Annotated in this window: 11 protein-coding genes; 9 read left to right on the top strand and 2 right to left on the bottom strand. The window is 64.5% G+C overall.

Translation table 11 applies throughout. The annotated features are described in order from the left end of the window. Nucleotide 1 precedes the first annotated feature (1 nt). Entirely contained in the window at nucleotides 2-1,255 is a 1,254-nt protein-coding gene (locus tag NY78_RS13035) for an ABC transporter substrate-binding protein (RefSeq protein ID WP_043636674.1), read from the bottom strand. Nucleotides 1,256-1,491: 236 nt separating this feature from the next. Between NY78_RS13035 and NY78_RS13030 the strand changes: the two genes are divergently transcribed. The 6 genes from NY78_RS13030 (at nucleotide 1,492) to NY78_RS13005 (ending at nucleotide 9,562) form a co-directional block, all read left to right on the top strand. After that, nucleotides 1,492-2,175, top strand: a complete 684-nt coding sequence (locus NY78_RS13030; protein ID WP_043636672.1) for a response regulator — start codon at nucleotides 1,492-1,494, stop codon at nucleotides 2,173-2,175. 3 nt (nucleotides 2,176-2,178) lie between these two features. Beyond that, the gene (locus NY78_RS13025; protein ID WP_043636670.1) at nucleotides 2,179-3,651 is read left to right on the top strand and encodes a sensor histidine kinase; all 1,473 of its coding nucleotides are present in this window, start codon (nucleotides 2,179-2,181) and stop codon (nucleotides 3,649-3,651) included. Nucleotides 3,652-3,739: 88 nt separating this feature from the next. After that, nucleotides 3,740-4,501, top strand: a complete 762-nt coding sequence (gene pstB / locus NY78_RS13020; protein WP_043636669.1) for a phosphate ABC transporter ATP-binding protein PstB — start codon at nucleotides 3,740-3,742, stop codon at nucleotides 4,499-4,501. A gap of 161 nt (nucleotides 4,502-4,662) precedes the next feature. Further along, nucleotides 4,663-5,826, top strand: coding sequence for a hypothetical protein (locus tag NY78_RS13015; protein ID WP_043636668.1), 1,164 nt, complete (start codon nucleotides 4,663-4,665; stop codon nucleotides 5,824-5,826). A gap of 12 nt (nucleotides 5,827-5,838) precedes the next feature. Further along, entirely contained in the window at nucleotides 5,839-7,302 is a 1,464-nt protein-coding gene (locus NY78_RS13010; protein WP_043636667.1) for a hypothetical protein, read from the top strand. 4 nt (nucleotides 7,303-7,306) lie between these two features. Then, a complete protein-coding gene (locus NY78_RS13005; protein ID WP_043636666.1) occupies nucleotides 7,307-9,562 on the top strand; it encodes a DUF3536 domain-containing protein in 2,256 nt (751 codons plus the stop codon). 643 nt (nucleotides 9,563-10,205) lie between these two features. Here the strand turns inward: NY78_RS13005 and NY78_RS13000 are convergent. Beyond that, nucleotides 10,206-11,810 carry a bifunctional metallophosphatase/5'-nucleotidase gene (locus NY78_RS13000; protein WP_043636665.1) on the bottom strand — a complete coding sequence of 535 codons (1,605 nt, stop codon included), beginning with the start codon at nucleotides 11,808-11,810 and terminating at the stop codon, nucleotides 10,206-10,208. Nucleotides 11,811-11,918: 108 nt separating this feature from the next. On the opposite strand from NY78_RS13000, the gene NY78_RS12995 reads away from it, so the two are divergent. The 3 genes from NY78_RS12995 (at nucleotide 11,919) to NY78_RS23725 (ending at nucleotide 17,104) form a co-directional block, all read left to right on the top strand. Beyond that, on the top strand, nucleotides 11,919-12,392 hold the full coding sequence (locus tag NY78_RS12995) for an Lrp/AsnC family transcriptional regulator (protein ID WP_043636662.1): 474 nt from the start codon (nucleotides 11,919-11,921) through the stop codon (nucleotides 12,390-12,392). Then, nucleotides 12,392-15,406, top strand: coding sequence for a proline dehydrogenase family protein (locus tag NY78_RS12990; RefSeq protein WP_043636659.1), 3,015 nt, complete (start codon nucleotides 12,392-12,394; stop codon nucleotides 15,404-15,406). Before NY78_RS12995 ends, NY78_RS12990 begins: the two co-directional genes overlap by 1 nt. 543 nt (nucleotides 15,407-15,949) lie before the next feature. Then, nucleotides 15,950-17,104, top strand: coding sequence for an FIST signal transduction protein (locus tag NY78_RS23725; RefSeq protein WP_197084244.1), 1,155 nt, complete (start codon nucleotides 15,950-15,952; stop codon nucleotides 17,102-17,104). The last annotated feature ends 10 nt before the right edge of the window (nucleotides 17,105-17,114 follow it).

Raw genomic sequence — 17,114 nt, 5'->3', positions numbered from 1 at the left:
GCTAGTCCTCAACCGTCGCCAGGGTAATGCGAAGGGGCATAAGCCGGGTTCCTTCGGCAGTCGACAGATAGACCACGTCCAGGGCCTGATGGGCCTGATTGGCGAGGGAGACCGGCCGGCCGATGCCGAGGTCGACCTGACCGATGGCGGCGGCCGCCTGATCGAGGCCGGTGCGGTCCCCGGGATCGGGCATGGCCCCCAGAACGGCCAGCAGGAGCCGGGCATTTAAGTAGCCTTCAAAGCCCACGGAGCTGCCTTCCCGGGTGGTCTGCTCCCCCCAGCCGCCCGGCGGCGGGAGGCGGTCCCCCAGGTCGACCAGGGCCTGGCGGTACTCCCGGGCCGCCGGCAGGGAGTCGTCGCGCCAGTCCGGGGTGACCTGGGACAAGACGAGGTTGCGTTCCAGGTCGAGCCCCTGGGCGACGCCTTCGTCGGCCAGGGCGCGCAGCAGGATATCGCCGCCGGCAAAGGACACGACGCCGACTGTGGCGGTCAGGCCGGCCCGGCGGACGTCGCGGATGAAGGCCGTACAGGCCGGTCCGGCCCCCACGAGCAAAATGGCCTGGGGAGTGCAGGCGGCCAGGACCCGGGCCTGGGGCAGCATGTCCTCGGCCGTGGCGGCGGTCCGGACAAAGGTGGCCTCGCCGCAAAGCGACAGCCCCCGCCGGGCCAAGGCCCGGCGGGCGCCGTCCCAGCCGCTGCGGCCAAAGGCGTCGGCCTGATGGCAGATGGCGATGCGGGTCAGGCCCTGGCTGGTGAAGTAGGCCACCAGTGACTCGATTTCCTGGCGGTAGGAGGCCCGCAGATTATAGGTATAGCGGACATAGGGCGGCATCCGCGCGGCCTCCAGGCCGGAGACCGGAAAAAACAGTCGTGCGCCCTGGTCGGCGTAGGCCCGCAGCACCGGCAGCACCCGACTGACCGTTGGGGTGCCGAGTTGGGAAAAAAGGGCCAGGACCTTGTCGCGGGTGAGGAAGCGGACGGTATTTTCAATGGCCGGTCCGGGTTCGTAGCCGTCGTCGGCCACCCGCAGCTCCACGGGCCGATCGCCCGGGCCGCCCTGGCGGTTGTGCTGGTCAAAGCAGGCCACGGCCCCCCGGTACACCTCCACGGCCATGGCCCGGGTCGGCCCGGAAAATCCTGCGGTCATGCCCAGACGGACGGCGTCAGGGGTCGTGCCCGCCGACACAATCCCTCCGACCGCCAGCAGCAGCGCCGCAACGGCGACCTGCAAAGCCAGATGTAACCTGCCCGCCATGATTCCCTTGCCTTTCGCGCCAAAAGGATGCGGTGTACGGAATTTGAGAGGTGTGACACGTTAGGTCGTTTTGGGAAATGCGTCAAACCGACAGCCCGTTGCATCATGCCTGGATGCGGGCCTGACAGGCGGGATTGCGCTTTCGGATGAGGAGTGTCACACAATCGTCACGCATCATTCATCGCCACGTCAAGGCGGCGTGTTCTTTCAGGCATCGAAAACCTCGAGGTGGCTCAATGTCCAAGGATTCCATCCTGATTGTTGAAGATGACGAAGACATCGTCGAACTGCTCGCCTTTAACCTGCAAAGCGCCGGTTTTGCCACGGAAACGGCAAGAGACGGGTATGAAGCCCTGGCCAAGGCCCGTCGCACGCCGCCGGCCGGCATCATTCTCGACCTCATGCTGCCCGGGCTTGACGGTTTCGAGGTCTGCAAGGAACTCAAGCGCGATTCCAAAACTGCCGGAGCGCCGATCATCATGCTGACGGCCCGGGGCGAGGAAGTGGACCGGATCGTTGGCCTGGAACTCGGGGCCGACGACTACGTGGTCAAACCCTTTTCCCCGCGCGAACTGATCCTGCGCCTGCGGGCGGTGCTCAAACGCCACGCTCCGGAACCGGAAAAACGGCAGGTGCTGGCCCGCGACGGCCTGTCGGTCGATCTGGCCGCCCACCGGGTCAGCCTGGACGGCGAGGAAGTGGCCCTGACCGCCACCGAGTTCCGGCTGTTGGCCGAACTGTTCCAGAGCGCCGGACGGGTGCTCACCCGCGACCGCCTGCTCAATTCCGTCTGGGGCTACGAATTCGAAGGCTACGCCCGCACCGTGGACACGCACATCCGCCGGCTGCGCCAAAAACTCGGCCATTTCTGCGACATGATCGAAACGGTCCGGGGCGTGGGCTACCGGTTCAAGGAGTAGCCCGTGGCCGGTTCCGCCACTTTGGGGCTTCGGGCTGCCGGCGTCTGCGTGGCGGTGACCGCCCTGGCCTTTGTTGCTGCGCAGTTCGTGCCCGAGGCTGCCGGCCGCGCCGAGCGCCTGACCTTCCAGGCCGGGGTCCTGGTCCTGGCCGGAGCCGTGTTCTGGTTCTTTACCCGCCGTCTGGCCCGCTCCCTGGCCGAGGTCATTGCCGTGGCCCGGGCCATCGGCAGCGGCGACTATCGCCGGCGGCTGCATCTCTCCCCGGGCGGCGAGTTTGCCGAACTGGCCGAGGCCGTCAATCAGATGGCCCGGGGCATCGAAGCCAACATTTCCACCATCACCGACCAGAAAACCCAGCTGCAGGCCATCCTGGACGGGATGCGCGAGGCGGTCATGGTGCTCGACGCGGCCGGCCGGGTGCGTTCGGCCAATCCGGCCCTGGGGCGCATCGCCCCCGCGGTCGGTTCGCCGCTCGGCCGGCGTCCAATCGAGGTGATCCCCAGCCCGGAACTGCAGATGACCTGCGACCGGCTGCTGGCCGACGAGGAGGGGCCGGTCGAGGGGACCGGGGCCGTGACGCTCGAAGCCCAGCTCGGACCGGGGCGGTTTTACGAGGTGTCGCTGGTGCGTCTGGGCATCGGCGGGACGCCGGCCGAGGCCGGGGTGGTCATGGTGTTTCACGACGTCTCGGAAACCCGCAAACTCTCCCGGGTGCGCCGGGATTTTGCCGCCAACGTCACCCACGAGTTGCGCACGCCCCTGACCTCGATCAAGGGCTATGCCGAGACGGTGCTCGCCGCCGCGCCGGAACTGGCCCCGGAAAAGCGCCGATTCCTGGACGTGATTCTCAAAAACGCCAATCACATGTCCAAGATGGTGGATGACATTTTAAACCTGGCCCGGCTGGAAGACGGCCAGGACGTCTCGCCCGACGCCCGGGCCGAGGCCGGGGCCGCCCTGGCCGACGCCATCCGGGAATGCGAACCCCAGGCCCAGGCCCGCCGGCTGGTCCTTGACCGCCAGCTCCCCGAAGGCGGCCTGGCGGTTGCCTGCGACAGCGGTCAGTTGAGCCAAGTCTGGCGCAATCTGCTGGAAAACGCTATCCGGTTCAGTCCCGAGGGCTCGCGCATCGTCATGACCGCCGCGGTCGATCCCGGCCGGGGGCTGGCCACCTTGGCCGTACTCGACCAGGGGCCGGGCATTCCCCCGGAGGAGCGCCAGCGCGTCTTTGAACGGTTTTACCGGGTGGAGCGCCACCGTTCCAAAACACCCGGCAGCACCGGGCTTGGTCTGGCCATTGTCAAACATATCGTGGAGCGCCACGGCGGCCGGGTCTGGGTCGAGCGCGGCCGGGGCGAAATGAGCGGCGCGGCCTTCTATTTTTCCCTGCCCCTGGCCCGGCCGGCCAACCCGGCCGTCCCTGGGCCTGAGACAGCAACCGAGGTCCGTTCCGGACCGCCTGCGCAATCGTCATGAAACGGCCATGCCGTACGGGCACCCTGGCCCACGACGACACAGCCCGCCGCACCGTCCGCCACAGCGGCAGCACAAGAGGAAAAGCCCCATGTCCGATACCGTGAAAATGGTCGCCAGCAATCTGAATTTCTATTACGGCCGCTTCAAGGCGTTGCAAGACATCAACCTGACCATCTTCCAGAATCAGGTAACGGCCCTGATCGGTCCTTCGGGCTGCGGCAAATCCACTTTTTTGCGCTGCCTCAACCGCATGAACGACCTCATTCCCGGCACCCGGGTCGAGGGACAGCTGTTGCTTGACAGCCAGGACATCTACGCCCCAAGCCTGGATGTGGTGGAGCTGCGCCGCCGGGTGGGCATGGTCTTTCAGAAGCCCAACCCGTTTCCCAAAACCATTTTCGAGAACGTGGCTTATGGCCTGCGGGTGGGCGGCGCGCGCGACAACACCTTTATTTCCCAACAGGTGGAAAAAAGTCTCAAGGGCGCAGCCCTGTTTGACGAGGTCAAAGACCGCCTTCACGACTCGGCTCTCGGCCTGTCCGGCGGCCAACAGCAGCGGCTGTGCATCGCCCGGGCTTTGGCCATCGAACCCGATGTCCTGCTCATGGACGAACCGGCCTCGGCCCTTGACCCCATCGCCACCCAGAAGATCGAGGAACTCGTCCACGAGCTGAAAAAACGCTTCACCATCATCATCGTCACCCACTCCATGCAGCAGGCTGCCCGCGTTTCCGACCGCACCGCCTTTTTCTACATGGGCCGCCTTATTGAAGAGGACGCCACGGAAACCATCTTCACCCGTCCGGCCCAGAAACAGACCGAGGACTACATCACCGGCCGTTTCGGCTGATGCCCGGGACCGATGGAACAGAGGGGGCGGCAGGGCGATGTGCCTGCCGCCCCCTTTGATTTCCTGTTAAAATTGGATACACCGTGAAGTCTCTTGCCCGGGAGACGGGTTGTTGTTTCTTGCCGCCCCCGCGCCGCATCTCCAACAAAGGACGCACCGGCATGCGGTTTCCGTTTTTTCCCGTCAAAATCGGCCTGGCCATTTGTCTGCCGGCCATCGCCGCCTTGCTGCTCGGTCTTTTCGCGGTATCCCGTCTGGACGGGCTGGCCGGCCGGTCCCGTTCCCTGGAAACAGCCCGCCTGCCCCGGGCCGATCTGGCCGTTTCCGTGGAACGCCGGCTGCTCCTGGCTGCCCAGGCCATCCGGGGCTATGCCCTGTCCGGCGAACGCGACGCCCTGGAGCGGGCCAAGAAGGAACTGGCCCAGGCCGCCGACGCCCTGCACGCCGCCAAAGAGGCCGCCACTCGCCCGGGGATGGAGGGGCTGGCCGCCGAGGCCCAGAAAATCGGTTTTTTTCTCGACAGCTATAAAAAAGCCGCTGAGTCGGCCGTGTCCGCCAATGACCGGGTGGCCCAGGCCCGCACCGAACTGACCACGGCCCAGGACGGCTACGCCGCCGCCGTGGCCGCCTATATCGAGTTCAAGACGGCCCAGTGGGACAAGGAGCTGGCCGCCAAATATCCCCAGCCCGAACCGCTGCGCCTGCATGCCAAACGTCTCAAGACCGCCCAGGCTGCCCAGGACGCCGGGCGGGACGTCCGGTTGGCCGCCGAGAGCGCCAAGGCCGAACGCGACCCCGCGCGTCTGTCCCAGGCCCTGGCCCGCTACGACGAGGCCGAAGGAGCCTTGCGCGACATCAAGGCCGGCAGCGACGACGAGACCAAGCGTCTCGCCCCGGTCTTCGCCGCCCTGGCCGCCTGCCGGCAGGCGGCTTCAGTCCTGCTGTCGGACTGGGAAGCCCTGCGGGCCACCGGCCGCCAGATCATCGAGGCCGAGCGGGCCGCCCTGGCCGCCGGGACGGAACTGGGCGGCGCGACCCTGGCCGAGGCTGCGGCCGACGCCTCGGGGCTGGCCGATTCCCTGAATGGCTCCCGGCTGGCTCTGGCGGGCGCGGCCTGGGGCATCTTTGTCCTTGGCGTCGTTTTTGCCGTGGCCATGGCCCTGGCGCTGGGCGGCCCGGTGCGGCGCTGCGCCTTTTTCGCCCGGGACCTGAGCGTCGGGCGCATGACCGGGACGCTGCCCGTGGGCGGCCACGACGAGGTGGCCGCCCTGGCCGGCAGCCTCAGGGAAATGGCCCGACGCATCGGCAAGCGTCTGGCCCGGTAGGGCGGCGGTCCCATGCGCCGCCGCATCCTCTGGCTGGCCGTTTCGGCCTTGCTCTGGGCCGGGAGTCCCTCTCTCGCCGCCAAGGCCCCGGAATTCCGTGGCATGCCCTTTGGCACGGCCCTGGCCGACCTCCCCGGCCTCGTCCTGGTGTCCGATTTCGGCGATGTGGCCTTGTACCGCCGTGAAGCCGAGAAGCCGGTCCTTGGCGACGCCTGCGCCACGACCGTGCGCTACGGGTTTTCCCGGGGGATGTTTTTTTTCGTGCGCATGACCCTGGAGGATTGCGACGGGCTGGCCCCGCTCATTGCCGCCTATGATGCCAAATACGGCCTGCCGGCCCGGGAAGGCGCGCCGGGCGTCGTCCGTCTGGTCTGGCGGCAGCCGACGCTGACGGTCAGCCTGTCCCACTTTGCCCGGGACGGGAAAACCGTGGTGGATTACGTCTATCTGCCCGAGCTGAGCCACGACGAGCGCGAAACCTGGCAAAGCACCGAGGACATCCGCGCCCGGGGGCCAATCGGGTTTCGCGGCATCCGCTTCGGCCGCGACCGGGCCAGTCTGCCCGACATGACCGAGGCCTACCGCGAAGGGGCCGCCGTCTATTATCGCCGCGCCAACGAACGCCTGGAACTGGGCGAAACCCGCTTGGGCGACATCCTCTACGGCTTTTACCAGGGGAAATTTTTCGCCGTCCTCATGCGGGCCGAGGCCACGGCCGATTTTGAGTCCCTGCGCCAGGCCTATGCCGCCAAGTACGGGCCGCCCCGGGCCATCCCCGCCACCTTGGAAGAAGAACTCGTCTGGAGCTGGCCCAAGGCCCAGATCGCCCTGTCCCGGGATACGGCTGCGGGCGGGCTGGCCATCCGCTACGCCGACGCAGCCCTCTTGGCCAAGGTCGTGGCCGCCGAGGCCGCCTCGGGCGCGCCGCCCTCGCTCTCGGGCGGTCTGCGGATTTTCTCCAAGGGCGACCCGCCGCGCTCCTTTCGCGGGGCCGCCTTCGGCTCCCCGGAAGGGACCCTGCCGACCGGCGAATACCTCTTTGGCCATCGGGGCCGGCGCTATTACCGCCGGGCCGACGAACGCCTCACCCTGGGCGACATCCCGCTTGTCAGCGTGGTGTACGCCTACGACGGCGGCAAGCTGGCCGGCGTGGCCCTGACCATCGCCCCGGTCGGCAATGATCCCGGGGCCGACTATGCCCGGGTGCTTGACGCCTACACCGCCAAATACGGGCCGTCCGTGGTGCGCCCGGACGAGGCCGGCAACCGGATGCACCTGTGGTCCTGGCCCGGGCTGTCCCTGGCCCTGGTGCGCCCGGTCCAGGGACCCATGGAGGTCCACTACGTCGATGCCTCCCTCTTGCGACGCCGGGAGGCCGCCCTGGCCGATCGAGCCCTCGACGCCCTGGACCACAAGATCTTTCTTCCCCCCGACGCCGGGGAAAACCGCATTGAACGAACCACCGGACAGGAGTGACAGCATGGACCGCGCCCTTTGCATCCACGGCCATTTTTACCAGCCGCCCCGCGAAGACCCCTGGCTCGGCCGCATCCTGCCCGAGGGCAGCGCCGCCCCGAGCATCCATTGGAACGAGCGCATCTGCCGCGAATCGTATGCCCCGCTGGCCCGGGCCAGACGCCAGAACGGCGAGGGGCGTATCGCCGAACTCGTCAATTGCTACAGCCTCATGAGCTTTAACGCCGGCCCCACGCTCATGTCCTGGATGGCCCGCTCGGCCCCGGACACCTACGCCCGCATCCTGGAAGCCGATCGCGCCAGTCTGGCCCGCCTGGGCCACGGCAACGCCCTGGCCCAGATCTACCACCACGTCATCATGCCCCTGGCCACGGCCCGGGACAAAACCCTGGAAGTCCGCTGGGCCGTGGACGACTTCGCCGCCCGCTTCAACCGCGCCCCCGAAGGCATGTGGCTGTCGGAAACCGCCGTCGATACCCCGACCCTGGAAGCCCTGGCCGAGGCCGGCATCCTCTTTACCATCCTGGCCCCGTCCCAGGCCATTGCCGTCAGCGACGACGCCAGGAATTGGCGCGACGTGGACGCCGGTTCCCTGGACATCCGCCAGCCCTACGCCGTCCACCTGCCCTCCGGGCGCAGCATCGCCGTCTTTTTTTACCACGGCCCCCTGTCCCAGGCCGTGGCCTTCGACCATCTGCTGGCCGACGGCGAACAGTTCTTTACCCGCCTCTCCAGCGCGGCCGGCCAGGGCCTGCTCTCCCTGGCCACCGACGGCGAGACCTACGGCCATCACTTCAAATTCGGCGAAATGGCCCTGGCCTATGTCCTCGATCAGGCCAAATCCGGCCGCGACGGCCTGACGTTGACCAACTACGCCGCCTATCTGGCCGCCAATCCGCCCCGCCAATACGTGCGCATCCGCGAAGCCTCGGCCTGGAGCTGCGCCCACGGCGTTGAACGCTGGCGCTCGGACTGCGGCTGCACCGCCGGCGACCACGGCGGCAGCTATAACCAACGCTGGCGCGCGCCCCTGCGAAACGCCCTGAACCTCCTCAAATCCCGTCTGGACGCCCACTATGACGTAACGGCCGCCCCTCTTTTTAACGATGCTGAAAAGGCCCTGGTCGCCTACGGCGGCGTCCTGGCCGGTACGGTCACCACCGAAGCCTTTGAAAACGTCCATATGGCCCCCAAAACCAGCCCGGCCGGGCGGGGCACGGCCTGGAAACTCCTGTCCATGCAGGCCTGGGGCCTGGCTTCGTTTGCCAGTTGCGCCTGGTTTTTTGACGAAATATCCCGCCTGGAACCGGTCAACGCCCTGACCTTTGCCCTGCGCGCCGCCGAACTGGCCCGCACCACCGGCATGGCCGATCCCGAAGCCGAGGTCACCGCCGTCCTGGCCGAGGCCGTCTCCAACGAACCGGCCATGGGCACCGGCCGCGACATCTGGGACAACCTCGCCAAGCCCCGGCGCGAAACCCCCAAATCCCTCATCACCCAGGCCCTTATTACCCTGGCCCTGGAAAACCGGCTCCCGGCCGGCGGCCACGACGCCACCGTCGTCTGGCCCGGCGTGGACGTCGCCATCCGCCTCGAAGACGCCACCGGCCAAACCACCTCCGGCGCCGCCTCCATCCTCTATCGCCTGGAAACCGCCGCCGACGTCTTCGCCCTGACCTACACCCCGGCAACCGTCGCCGATCCCTTCCAGGGCTGCGCCAGCATCCAGCCCGCAACAGGCGGCCCGGAAGAAGGCTTCAACTTCCAAGCCGTCGGCCTGCCCGTCAACAAACGCCAGGCCCTGGCCGATATCTTCACCCGCTACGCCGAAGCCCTCTTCTTCGCCAACAATCTGGCCCAGGCCGCCATTGCCAGGTCCCTGGTCACCGAACGCCAGGAAGCCCAAAATACCGTCAATCTCGCGCCACTCCTCCTGCCTTTGTGGCCGGGACTCATCTGGCACGAAGTCTTCGAACTGCCGCTGCCCGAAAAACGCCGCGAACTCCTGCACCTGTTCCTCAAACAGACCGGCCGCGACTCCCCGGTCAAAGCCGCCCTGGAAGCCCGTCTGGCCGCCGAAACCGCCCGGCTCATCAGCCGCCCGGACCCGGACTGGCAACTGCTCGCCCGCCTCATCAAGCACGCCGCCGACCTGGACCTGCACCCCGACTGGTGGGCCGCCCAGAACGCCCTGTGGGAACGCCGGCCGTTTACCGGCAGCGCCCGGGAACTGGCGACGGCACTCGGGTTTGCGGTCTAGGCGAAAGCGAAGAGAATCGGGGCTTTGCCCCGAACCCCACCGGGGGGATGATCCCCCCGGACCCCTGCGATGGGGGGTGGGTAAGCGGATGGGGCAGGTGTGGTGCGTGGCGGCGTGAGAGAATGGGGTCTGGGATTTGGCTGGCGGTCCCGGCCGGAAGCCGCCCGGAACCGCCAGCCAAATCCCAGACCCCAACTCGCCAGCGTCCGGGCCGGTTTAGCGCGATCAAAGCCTCGCGCTAAACCGGCCCGGACGCATTTCCGAAATATGGGCAGAAGGGCATTTTTTTGAAAGCGGACGCTTTTTAAAAAATGCTGCGTGTCATCCCGTTGGTTTTACGGTCTTTCCCGGGCGAACCGGTGGGTTGGAATCGGGGCCACCGTGCTCCCCGCGCTTCGCGGGGAGTGTCGGCGGCCCCGATTCCAACCCACCATGCGGCAAAGCCGCCAAGCGTTCCCGCGCCAACAGTCTTCCCGCACTTCCATGCACGCCTCAGTTCGTTACCCCGTCCAAACCCTGCGCCCCCATCCGGGGGTCCGGGGGGCCGTGCCCCCCGGCGGGTCCAGGGCAGCGCCCTGGCAGGGTCCGGGACAGCGTCCCGGTGGGGTCTGGGGCAACGCCCCAGTTTCTTCTTCTTTTCATGCTACTGCGCGACGGCGATGCGCCCGTCCAGTTCCAACCGCAACGGATTATTCTGGCCGAGCCATGTCGCTATGAGATCGGCCACGGCCATGCCGTCGGCTTCGACGTCGCGGCCGTTTTTACCGAACATGGCATAGCCGTCGCCGCCTCGAAAGAGGAAGTCGCTGACGGCCAGGCGGTAGTCGGCGTTTGGGTTGAGCGGGGTGAAATGGCCGGAGGCGTCGGCGGTTTCGACGGCGACGATGCGGCTGCCGGCCGGCGCGGCGGGATTGTAGGTGTAGGTCAAGCCGGCGACTTGCGGGAAGCGGCCGGTGCCGTCGGTGAGGCCGACGTGGGCGACGCCGTGTTCCAGGGCGGCTTTGAGGTCGGCTCCGGTCAGGGTGAGGACGGTGAGGGTATTGGGGAAGGGCGAGGCGGTGAGCACGTCGCCGAGGGTTATGGGGCCTGGGGCGATGCCGGCGCGGATGCTGCCGCCGTTGACCAGGGCCATGGTTGCGCCGAAGCGGCGGCCGCCGGCCAGCAGGGATTCGGCCAGGACGTCGCCGGCAGTGCATTCTTCCTGGCGGCACATGGCTGCGCCCAGGGCGTTGACGGTCTGGCCGACGACGGTTGCCCGGAAGGCGTCCAGGGGTTTGGCGAAGCGGTCCACTTCGGCCAGGGTGGCGGGATCTTCGGGCATGGCGGCGTCGAGGCGGATGGGATTGCCGGTCATGGTGGCGACGTGGCCGTCGGCGTCGAAGGCGGCGGTCAGGCTGCCGAGGTAGCGGCCCCAGTAGCCGGCGGTGACGATGCGGGTTTTGCCGCCGTCCGGGCCGTCGATAACCAGCGGGCTTGGTCCGACGGCTTCGGGGAAGTCGTTGCCGAGCAGCACGTGGCTGTGGCCGCCAACGATGATGTCGATGCCGGGCACCGTGGCGGCGAGTTTCTTGTCGCCGGTCAGTCCCAGGTGGCTCAGCACGATGATGATGCGGACGCCTTTGGCTTGGAGTTCGGCCAGGGCTTTTTTGACCGGCCCGGCCGCAGCGGCAAAGGTGACCGTTGGGCCGGGGCTGGACATCTGGGCGGTTTTGGGCTGGCCCAGGCCGATGATGCCGACTTTTTTTCCGCCGATTTCACGAATGATATACGGCGCGACGAGGCCCTTGAGGTCGGGCGAGGCCGTAACATCGACATTGGCCCCGAGCATGGGGAACTTGAGGGACCGAATAAAATTCGCCAAAGTGGCCGGGCCATCGTCGAATTCGTGATTGCCCAGGGTCATGGCGTCGTAGCCCAGGCGGTTCATGAAAAAAGCCGAGGCCTCGCCTTTGTATTTGGTGAAAAAAAGCGTTCCCTGAAACTGGTCGCCGGCGTCGAGCAGCAGGCTGTTGCCGCCTTTGGCCCGCTCTCGGGCCACGGCCGTGGCCAGTCGGGCCGCGCCCCCCTGGCATTTGCCGGCCGCGTCCTTGGCCTTGTCGCAAAAGGCCCCGAATTCATCGAAGGCGGCCAGGTGGGCGTGGATGTCGTTGGTGTAGAGGATGGTCAGGGTATAGTCGCCGCCGGCCAGGGCGGTTGCCGCCAGCAGCCATATTCCAAGAAACAATCCAACAGCCTTGAATCGCAACATGTTTTCCTCCCCGAAGGTTGTTCGGCTTCTGACCAGGCGAAACAGAAGAAAGCGCTTGACAAAGAGGCTTAAATCGAATTTTTAACTCGATATCAGGAGATAACAAGAATGATCGACGAAATCGACCGCCGGATTCTGATGATCCTTCAGGACAACGCGCGCACGTCCAACGCCGACATTGCCCGGGCTGTTTCCATGGCCCCGTCGGCGGTGCTCGAGCGGGTGCGCAAGCTCGAGCGCAAGGGCGTCATCACCGGCTACGAGGCCCGCATCGATCCGTCCAAGGTGGAACTTGATCTCACAGCCTTCACCTTCGTCAAGACCGACGAGCCGGTGGGGGCCATCGACACCGGCCAGCAACTGGCTGGCGTGCCCGGGGTCCAGGAAGTCCACTATGTGGCCGGGACGGCCGCCTACCTGATCAAGGTGCGCGCCCCGGACACCAGATCGCTTGCCGATCTGCTCAAGGTCATTGGCCGGCTCTCCACCGTGCGCGACACCAATACCACGGTGGTGCTGCAAACCGTCAAGGAAACCGGGGCGCTTCCCCTGGGAGCGTTGCCACAACCGGGAGAGGAATGATGCAATCGCAGCTCGACGAGGCCATCCGCCAGCGCGGCAAGGCCTTTTTCGCCAGCATCCGGGGCGAGTCGCCCTCTATCTTCAACAAGGGCTTCTGGACCGGCAAAGTCATGGACTGGGCCATGCAGAACGAGGCCTTCAAGGTCCAGTTGTTTCGATTTGTGGATGTGTTGCCCTATCTGACCACCTCGGACAACCTGTCGCGTCACATCGAGGAATATTTCTCGGGCGGCGACGCCGGGGACATTCCGTCGGTGCTCAAGTGGGGGGCGGAAAAGTCGGGCATGTTCGGGGGCGTGGCGGCCAAGCTCATGGGCAAGGCCATCCGCTCCAATATCGAGGGCATGGCGCGCCAGTTCATTGTCGGCGAGAAGACCAAAGAGGCCGTCAAGAATATCGCCAAGATCCGCAAGGACGGCTTCGCCTTCACCGTCGATCTCCTGGGCGAGGCCACGGTGTCCGAGGGCGAATCCGACGCCTACCGCGACGGCTATCTGGAAGTGCTGGACGCCATAGCCGCCGAGCAAGGCTCGTGGAAGGCCTTTGGCGCGGGCGAGGGTGGTCTGGACTGGGGCAGCGCGCCCCGGGTCAATGCCTCGATCAAGCCGTCGGCCCTTTTTTCCCAGGCGCGGCCCATGGATTTCGAGGGCTCGGTCGAGGGCATCCTGTCGCGGATGCGACCGGTGTACCGCAAGGTCGTGGCCATGGGCGGCGCGCTTTGCATCGACATGGAGCAGGTCAAATACAAAGACATCACCATCGAGCTGTTCAAGCGCCTGCGCAGCGAGCCGGAATTTCGCAGCTATCCGCATCTGTCCATCGTGCTCCAGGCCTATCTGCGCGACACCGAGCACGATCTGCGGGAACTGATTGCCTGGGGCCGGTCCGAAGGGCTGCCCTTTGGCATCCGGCTGGTCAAGGGCGCCTACTGGGACTACGAGACGGTGGTGGCCAAGCAGATGGGCTGGCCGGTGCCGGTGTGGACCAAGAAGGCCGAGTCTGATCTCGCCCATGAAAAGCTCTCGCGCATCATCCTGGAAAATAGCGACTTGGTCTATTTCCAGTGCGCCTCCCACAACATCCGCACCATTGCCAACGTCATGGAGACCGCCTCCGAGCTTGGGGTGGCCGATGCCCGCTATGAGTTTCAGGCGCTCTACGGCATGGCCGAGCCGGTGCGCAAGGGACTGCTCAAGGTGGCCGGCCGGGTGCGGCTTTATTGCCCCTACGGCGAACTGTTGCCGGGCATGGCCTATCTGGTGCGCCGGCTGTTGGAAAACACCGCCAACGAGTCTTTCTTGCGCCAGAGCTTTGCCGACGGCGAGGCCGAGGACGTATTGCTGGAAAACCCGGCCACGACGCTGGCGCGCGAACTGGCCCGTCAGCCGGAGCGCGAGACCGGCGCACCGGCCGGCATCGACGGCCTGACCGCCTTCCGGGACGAACCCCTGGCCGATTTCACCATTGCCGAGCTGCGCAGCGCCTTTCCGGCCGCCATTGCCGCTGTCCGGGCCAAGGCCGGCCGCCTGATCCCGCTGTCCATTGGCGGTAAGGCCATCGAAACCGGCGACCGCATCCCGACCGTCAACCCGGCCGCCCCGGACGAAGTGCTGGCCCAGGTCTGTCAGGCCGGCATCGCCGAGGTGGACGCGGCCATTGCCGCGGCCAAGGCCGCCTTTGGTCCCTGGCGCGACAAGACGCCCCGGGAGCGGGCCGATGTGCTGCTCAAAGCCGCAGCTATTGCCCGGCGCGACATCGTGGCCCTGTCGGCCGTGCAGGTGCTGGAAGTCGGCAAGCAGTGGGATCAGGCCTACAACGACGTGGGCGAGGCCATTGATTTCCTCGAATACTACGCCCGCGAGGCCGTGCGCATCGGCACGCCGCGCCGCATGGGCCGCGAACCCGGCGAGAAGAACCACCTCTTTTACGAGGGCAAGGGCGTGGCTGCGGTCATTGCCCCCTGGAACTTCCCCCTGGCCATTTCGCTGGGCATGACCTCGGCGGCCATCGTCACCGGCAATACCGTCGTTTTCAAGCCTTCGAGCCTGGCCTCGCTCATCGGCCACGGCATGGTCGCCATCTTTAAGGAAGCGGGCCTGCCGGACGGCGTGTTCAACTTCTGTCCCGGTCGCGGCTCGGTCATGGGCGACTATCTGGTCGAGCATCCGGCGGTCAGCACCATTGCCTTTACCGGCTCCATGGACGTGGGCCTTCGCATCATCGAAAAAGCGGCCAAGGTGCAGCCCGGCCAGGAGTACTGCAAGCGGGTCATCGCCGAGATGGGCGGCAAGAATGCCATCATCGTGGACGACGACGCCGATCTGGACGAAGCCGTTTTGGGTGTCGCCTATTCGGCCTTTGGCTTCCAGGGCCAGAAGTGTTCGGCCTGCTCACGGGTCATCGTGGTCGATTCCATCTATGACCGCTTTACGACGCGCCTGAAGGAAGCCTGCCAGTGCCTGAAAATCGGCCCGTCCGAAGATCCTTCCAATGCCATGGGGCCGGTGGTGGATGCCGGCCAGCAGGCCAAGGTGCGCGAGTATGCCGCCCTGGCCAGGCAGGAAGGCCGGGTGCTGGTCGAGCGCACGATCGAAGGCAAGGGCTATTTCGCGCCGCTGGTGGTGGTCGAGGGCATCCGACCCGAACACCGGCTGGCCCAGGAAGAGATTTTCGGGCCGGTGCTGTCGGTCATGCGGGCCAAAGACTTTGACCAGGCCATTGAATGGGCCGTGGGCACCCGCTATGCCCTGACCGGCGGCGTCTACAGCCGAAGCCCCCGCCACCTGGAAAAGGCGCGCAAAGAGTTCCGGGTGGGCAACCTCTATCTCAACCGCAACAGCGTCGGGGCCATGGTCGGCCGCCAGCCCTTTGGCGGCTCCAAGATGTCGGGCGTCGGATCCAAGGCCGGCGGCCCGGATTATCTGCTCCAATTCGTCGATCCCCGGGTGGTGACGGAAAATACCATCCGTCGCGGCTTTACGCCCATTGACGCAGACGACGAGTGGGTGGAGTAGGGCGGCGCAACGACGCTTCGCATCAGTGGAGAACGGTAGAGCAAGAGCCGGGGGCGGGAGACCGCTCCCGGTTTTTTTGTGAGCAGGGGTTTTGGGGGCGGAGTATCCAAACGGGTGGGGCGAGACCCGATTGTGAAAAGGAAATCAAAGACAAATAGTCTGGTATTTTATGGCATTAAATCAAAGGAGCGTGCGTTATAAAAGCATTGCACTGTGCTGTATTTTTTACTATTGAGTCTGTATGGTGACAGGTCTTGCGGTAGAGCCAGGGGCATGAATGTCCGTGCATCACTCGAACTGGGTGGAAACAGGGCTGGCGAAGAGAGACAGCAGCGCAAGAAGTTGGAGAAAAGAGAAACGCAAGATGACTGTTGTGATGTCGAATGGAGAGAGGATTCGCATACGAAGATTCAAGGTATGATGATATGCCATGTTAAGAAGTGCTGAAGTATTCCTGAAGAGAGCATTTCGTGTTAAATGCGTGGCGTTTGTTTCTTTGTTAACATATCTTGCATTTTTTCATGTATTGTGGTTGGAGGAGAGATGTTCGAGGTATTGATCGGTCAAAGTGAAGATGTTCTCGAAAAGGAAGCTACAGAGGAGGTGCTGTCGCAGATACGGATACAACTTGGCCAGCGTCATCCGCAAGCTGGTATTCTACTCTGTTCAATCGAATATGACCATGGTATAATATTGGACATTATACATAATGAATTTTCATCTATTGATCTTGTCGGATGCACAACGGACGGTGAGCTTTGTTCGAATTTAGGATTTACGGATGATTCTCTTGTTTTAATTCTCTTTGTTTCTGATGTGGTCGAAATAAAATCAGGCAGCGGTTTCGGCATTTCGTCTGACGGAACACAGGCTGGAGAGCAGGCGGCTCTTCAGTGTGTTAGCAAATTGCACAACAAGAGAGGACATGAAAAATTTGCCATTATCCTCGCTGATCCCATAAGTGCGGGGATATCGGGCGTTGATGTGGGTATAAAGAAAATTCTGGGTGAGAATTTTCCCGTTTTTGGCGGCGTTGCTGCGGCACATTCCAAGCAGCGCAAGACAAGCCAGTTTATTGATAATACAGTTGCGACGGATAGTGTGGTTTTGCTTCTTTTTGCAGGGGATATTCATTTTTCATTTGGGATCAAGGGGGGGCATTCTCCGTTGGGCCTACGGGAAGCGGTGGGTCGTGTTGAAAAAAATACGCTTTATACGATAGGCCAGCGGACAGCGTATGAGTACTTTCGACACTATATCGGCGATAGCGATATTTTTATGAATTATTGCCTGGCCGTTTTCCCAGACCGTTCGGATGATTACTATGTCCTGAGTGCTCCCAAGTCTGATCCGGAAAAAGGAAGCGTTTCTTTGAATGGGTGCGTGCCAGATGGCGCTGAGGTGCAAATAGGGACAGCGGATCGGAACGTGATCACAAAATCATGCTTTGAGTCTATCCAGGGGGCCATTGATCGTTATCCTGGCAAGAAGATTTCAGTGGCGCTGTTTTTTTCATGCGCAGGACGGAAAATGATTATGGGGACAAAGGTTGTCGAAGAATATGCAACAGCCAGACGGTTGCTGCCAAGTATTCCTTTTGCCGGTTTCTATTGTTATGGCGAGTTTGGGCCAGTGCAGGCCAATAGTGCGTTCAGGTTTCATGGGACGACCTTCGTGACGCTGTTGATTGGTGAATAACAATTGTGCA

Source organism: Desulfovibrio sp. TomC (genome assembly GCF_000801335.2).
GTDB lineage: Bacteria > Desulfobacterota > Desulfovibrionia > Desulfovibrionales > Desulfovibrionaceae > Solidesulfovibrio.
The sequence above is the reverse complement of the archived record's forward strand: the minus strand, read 5'-3'. Positions and strand labels throughout refer to the sequence as shown.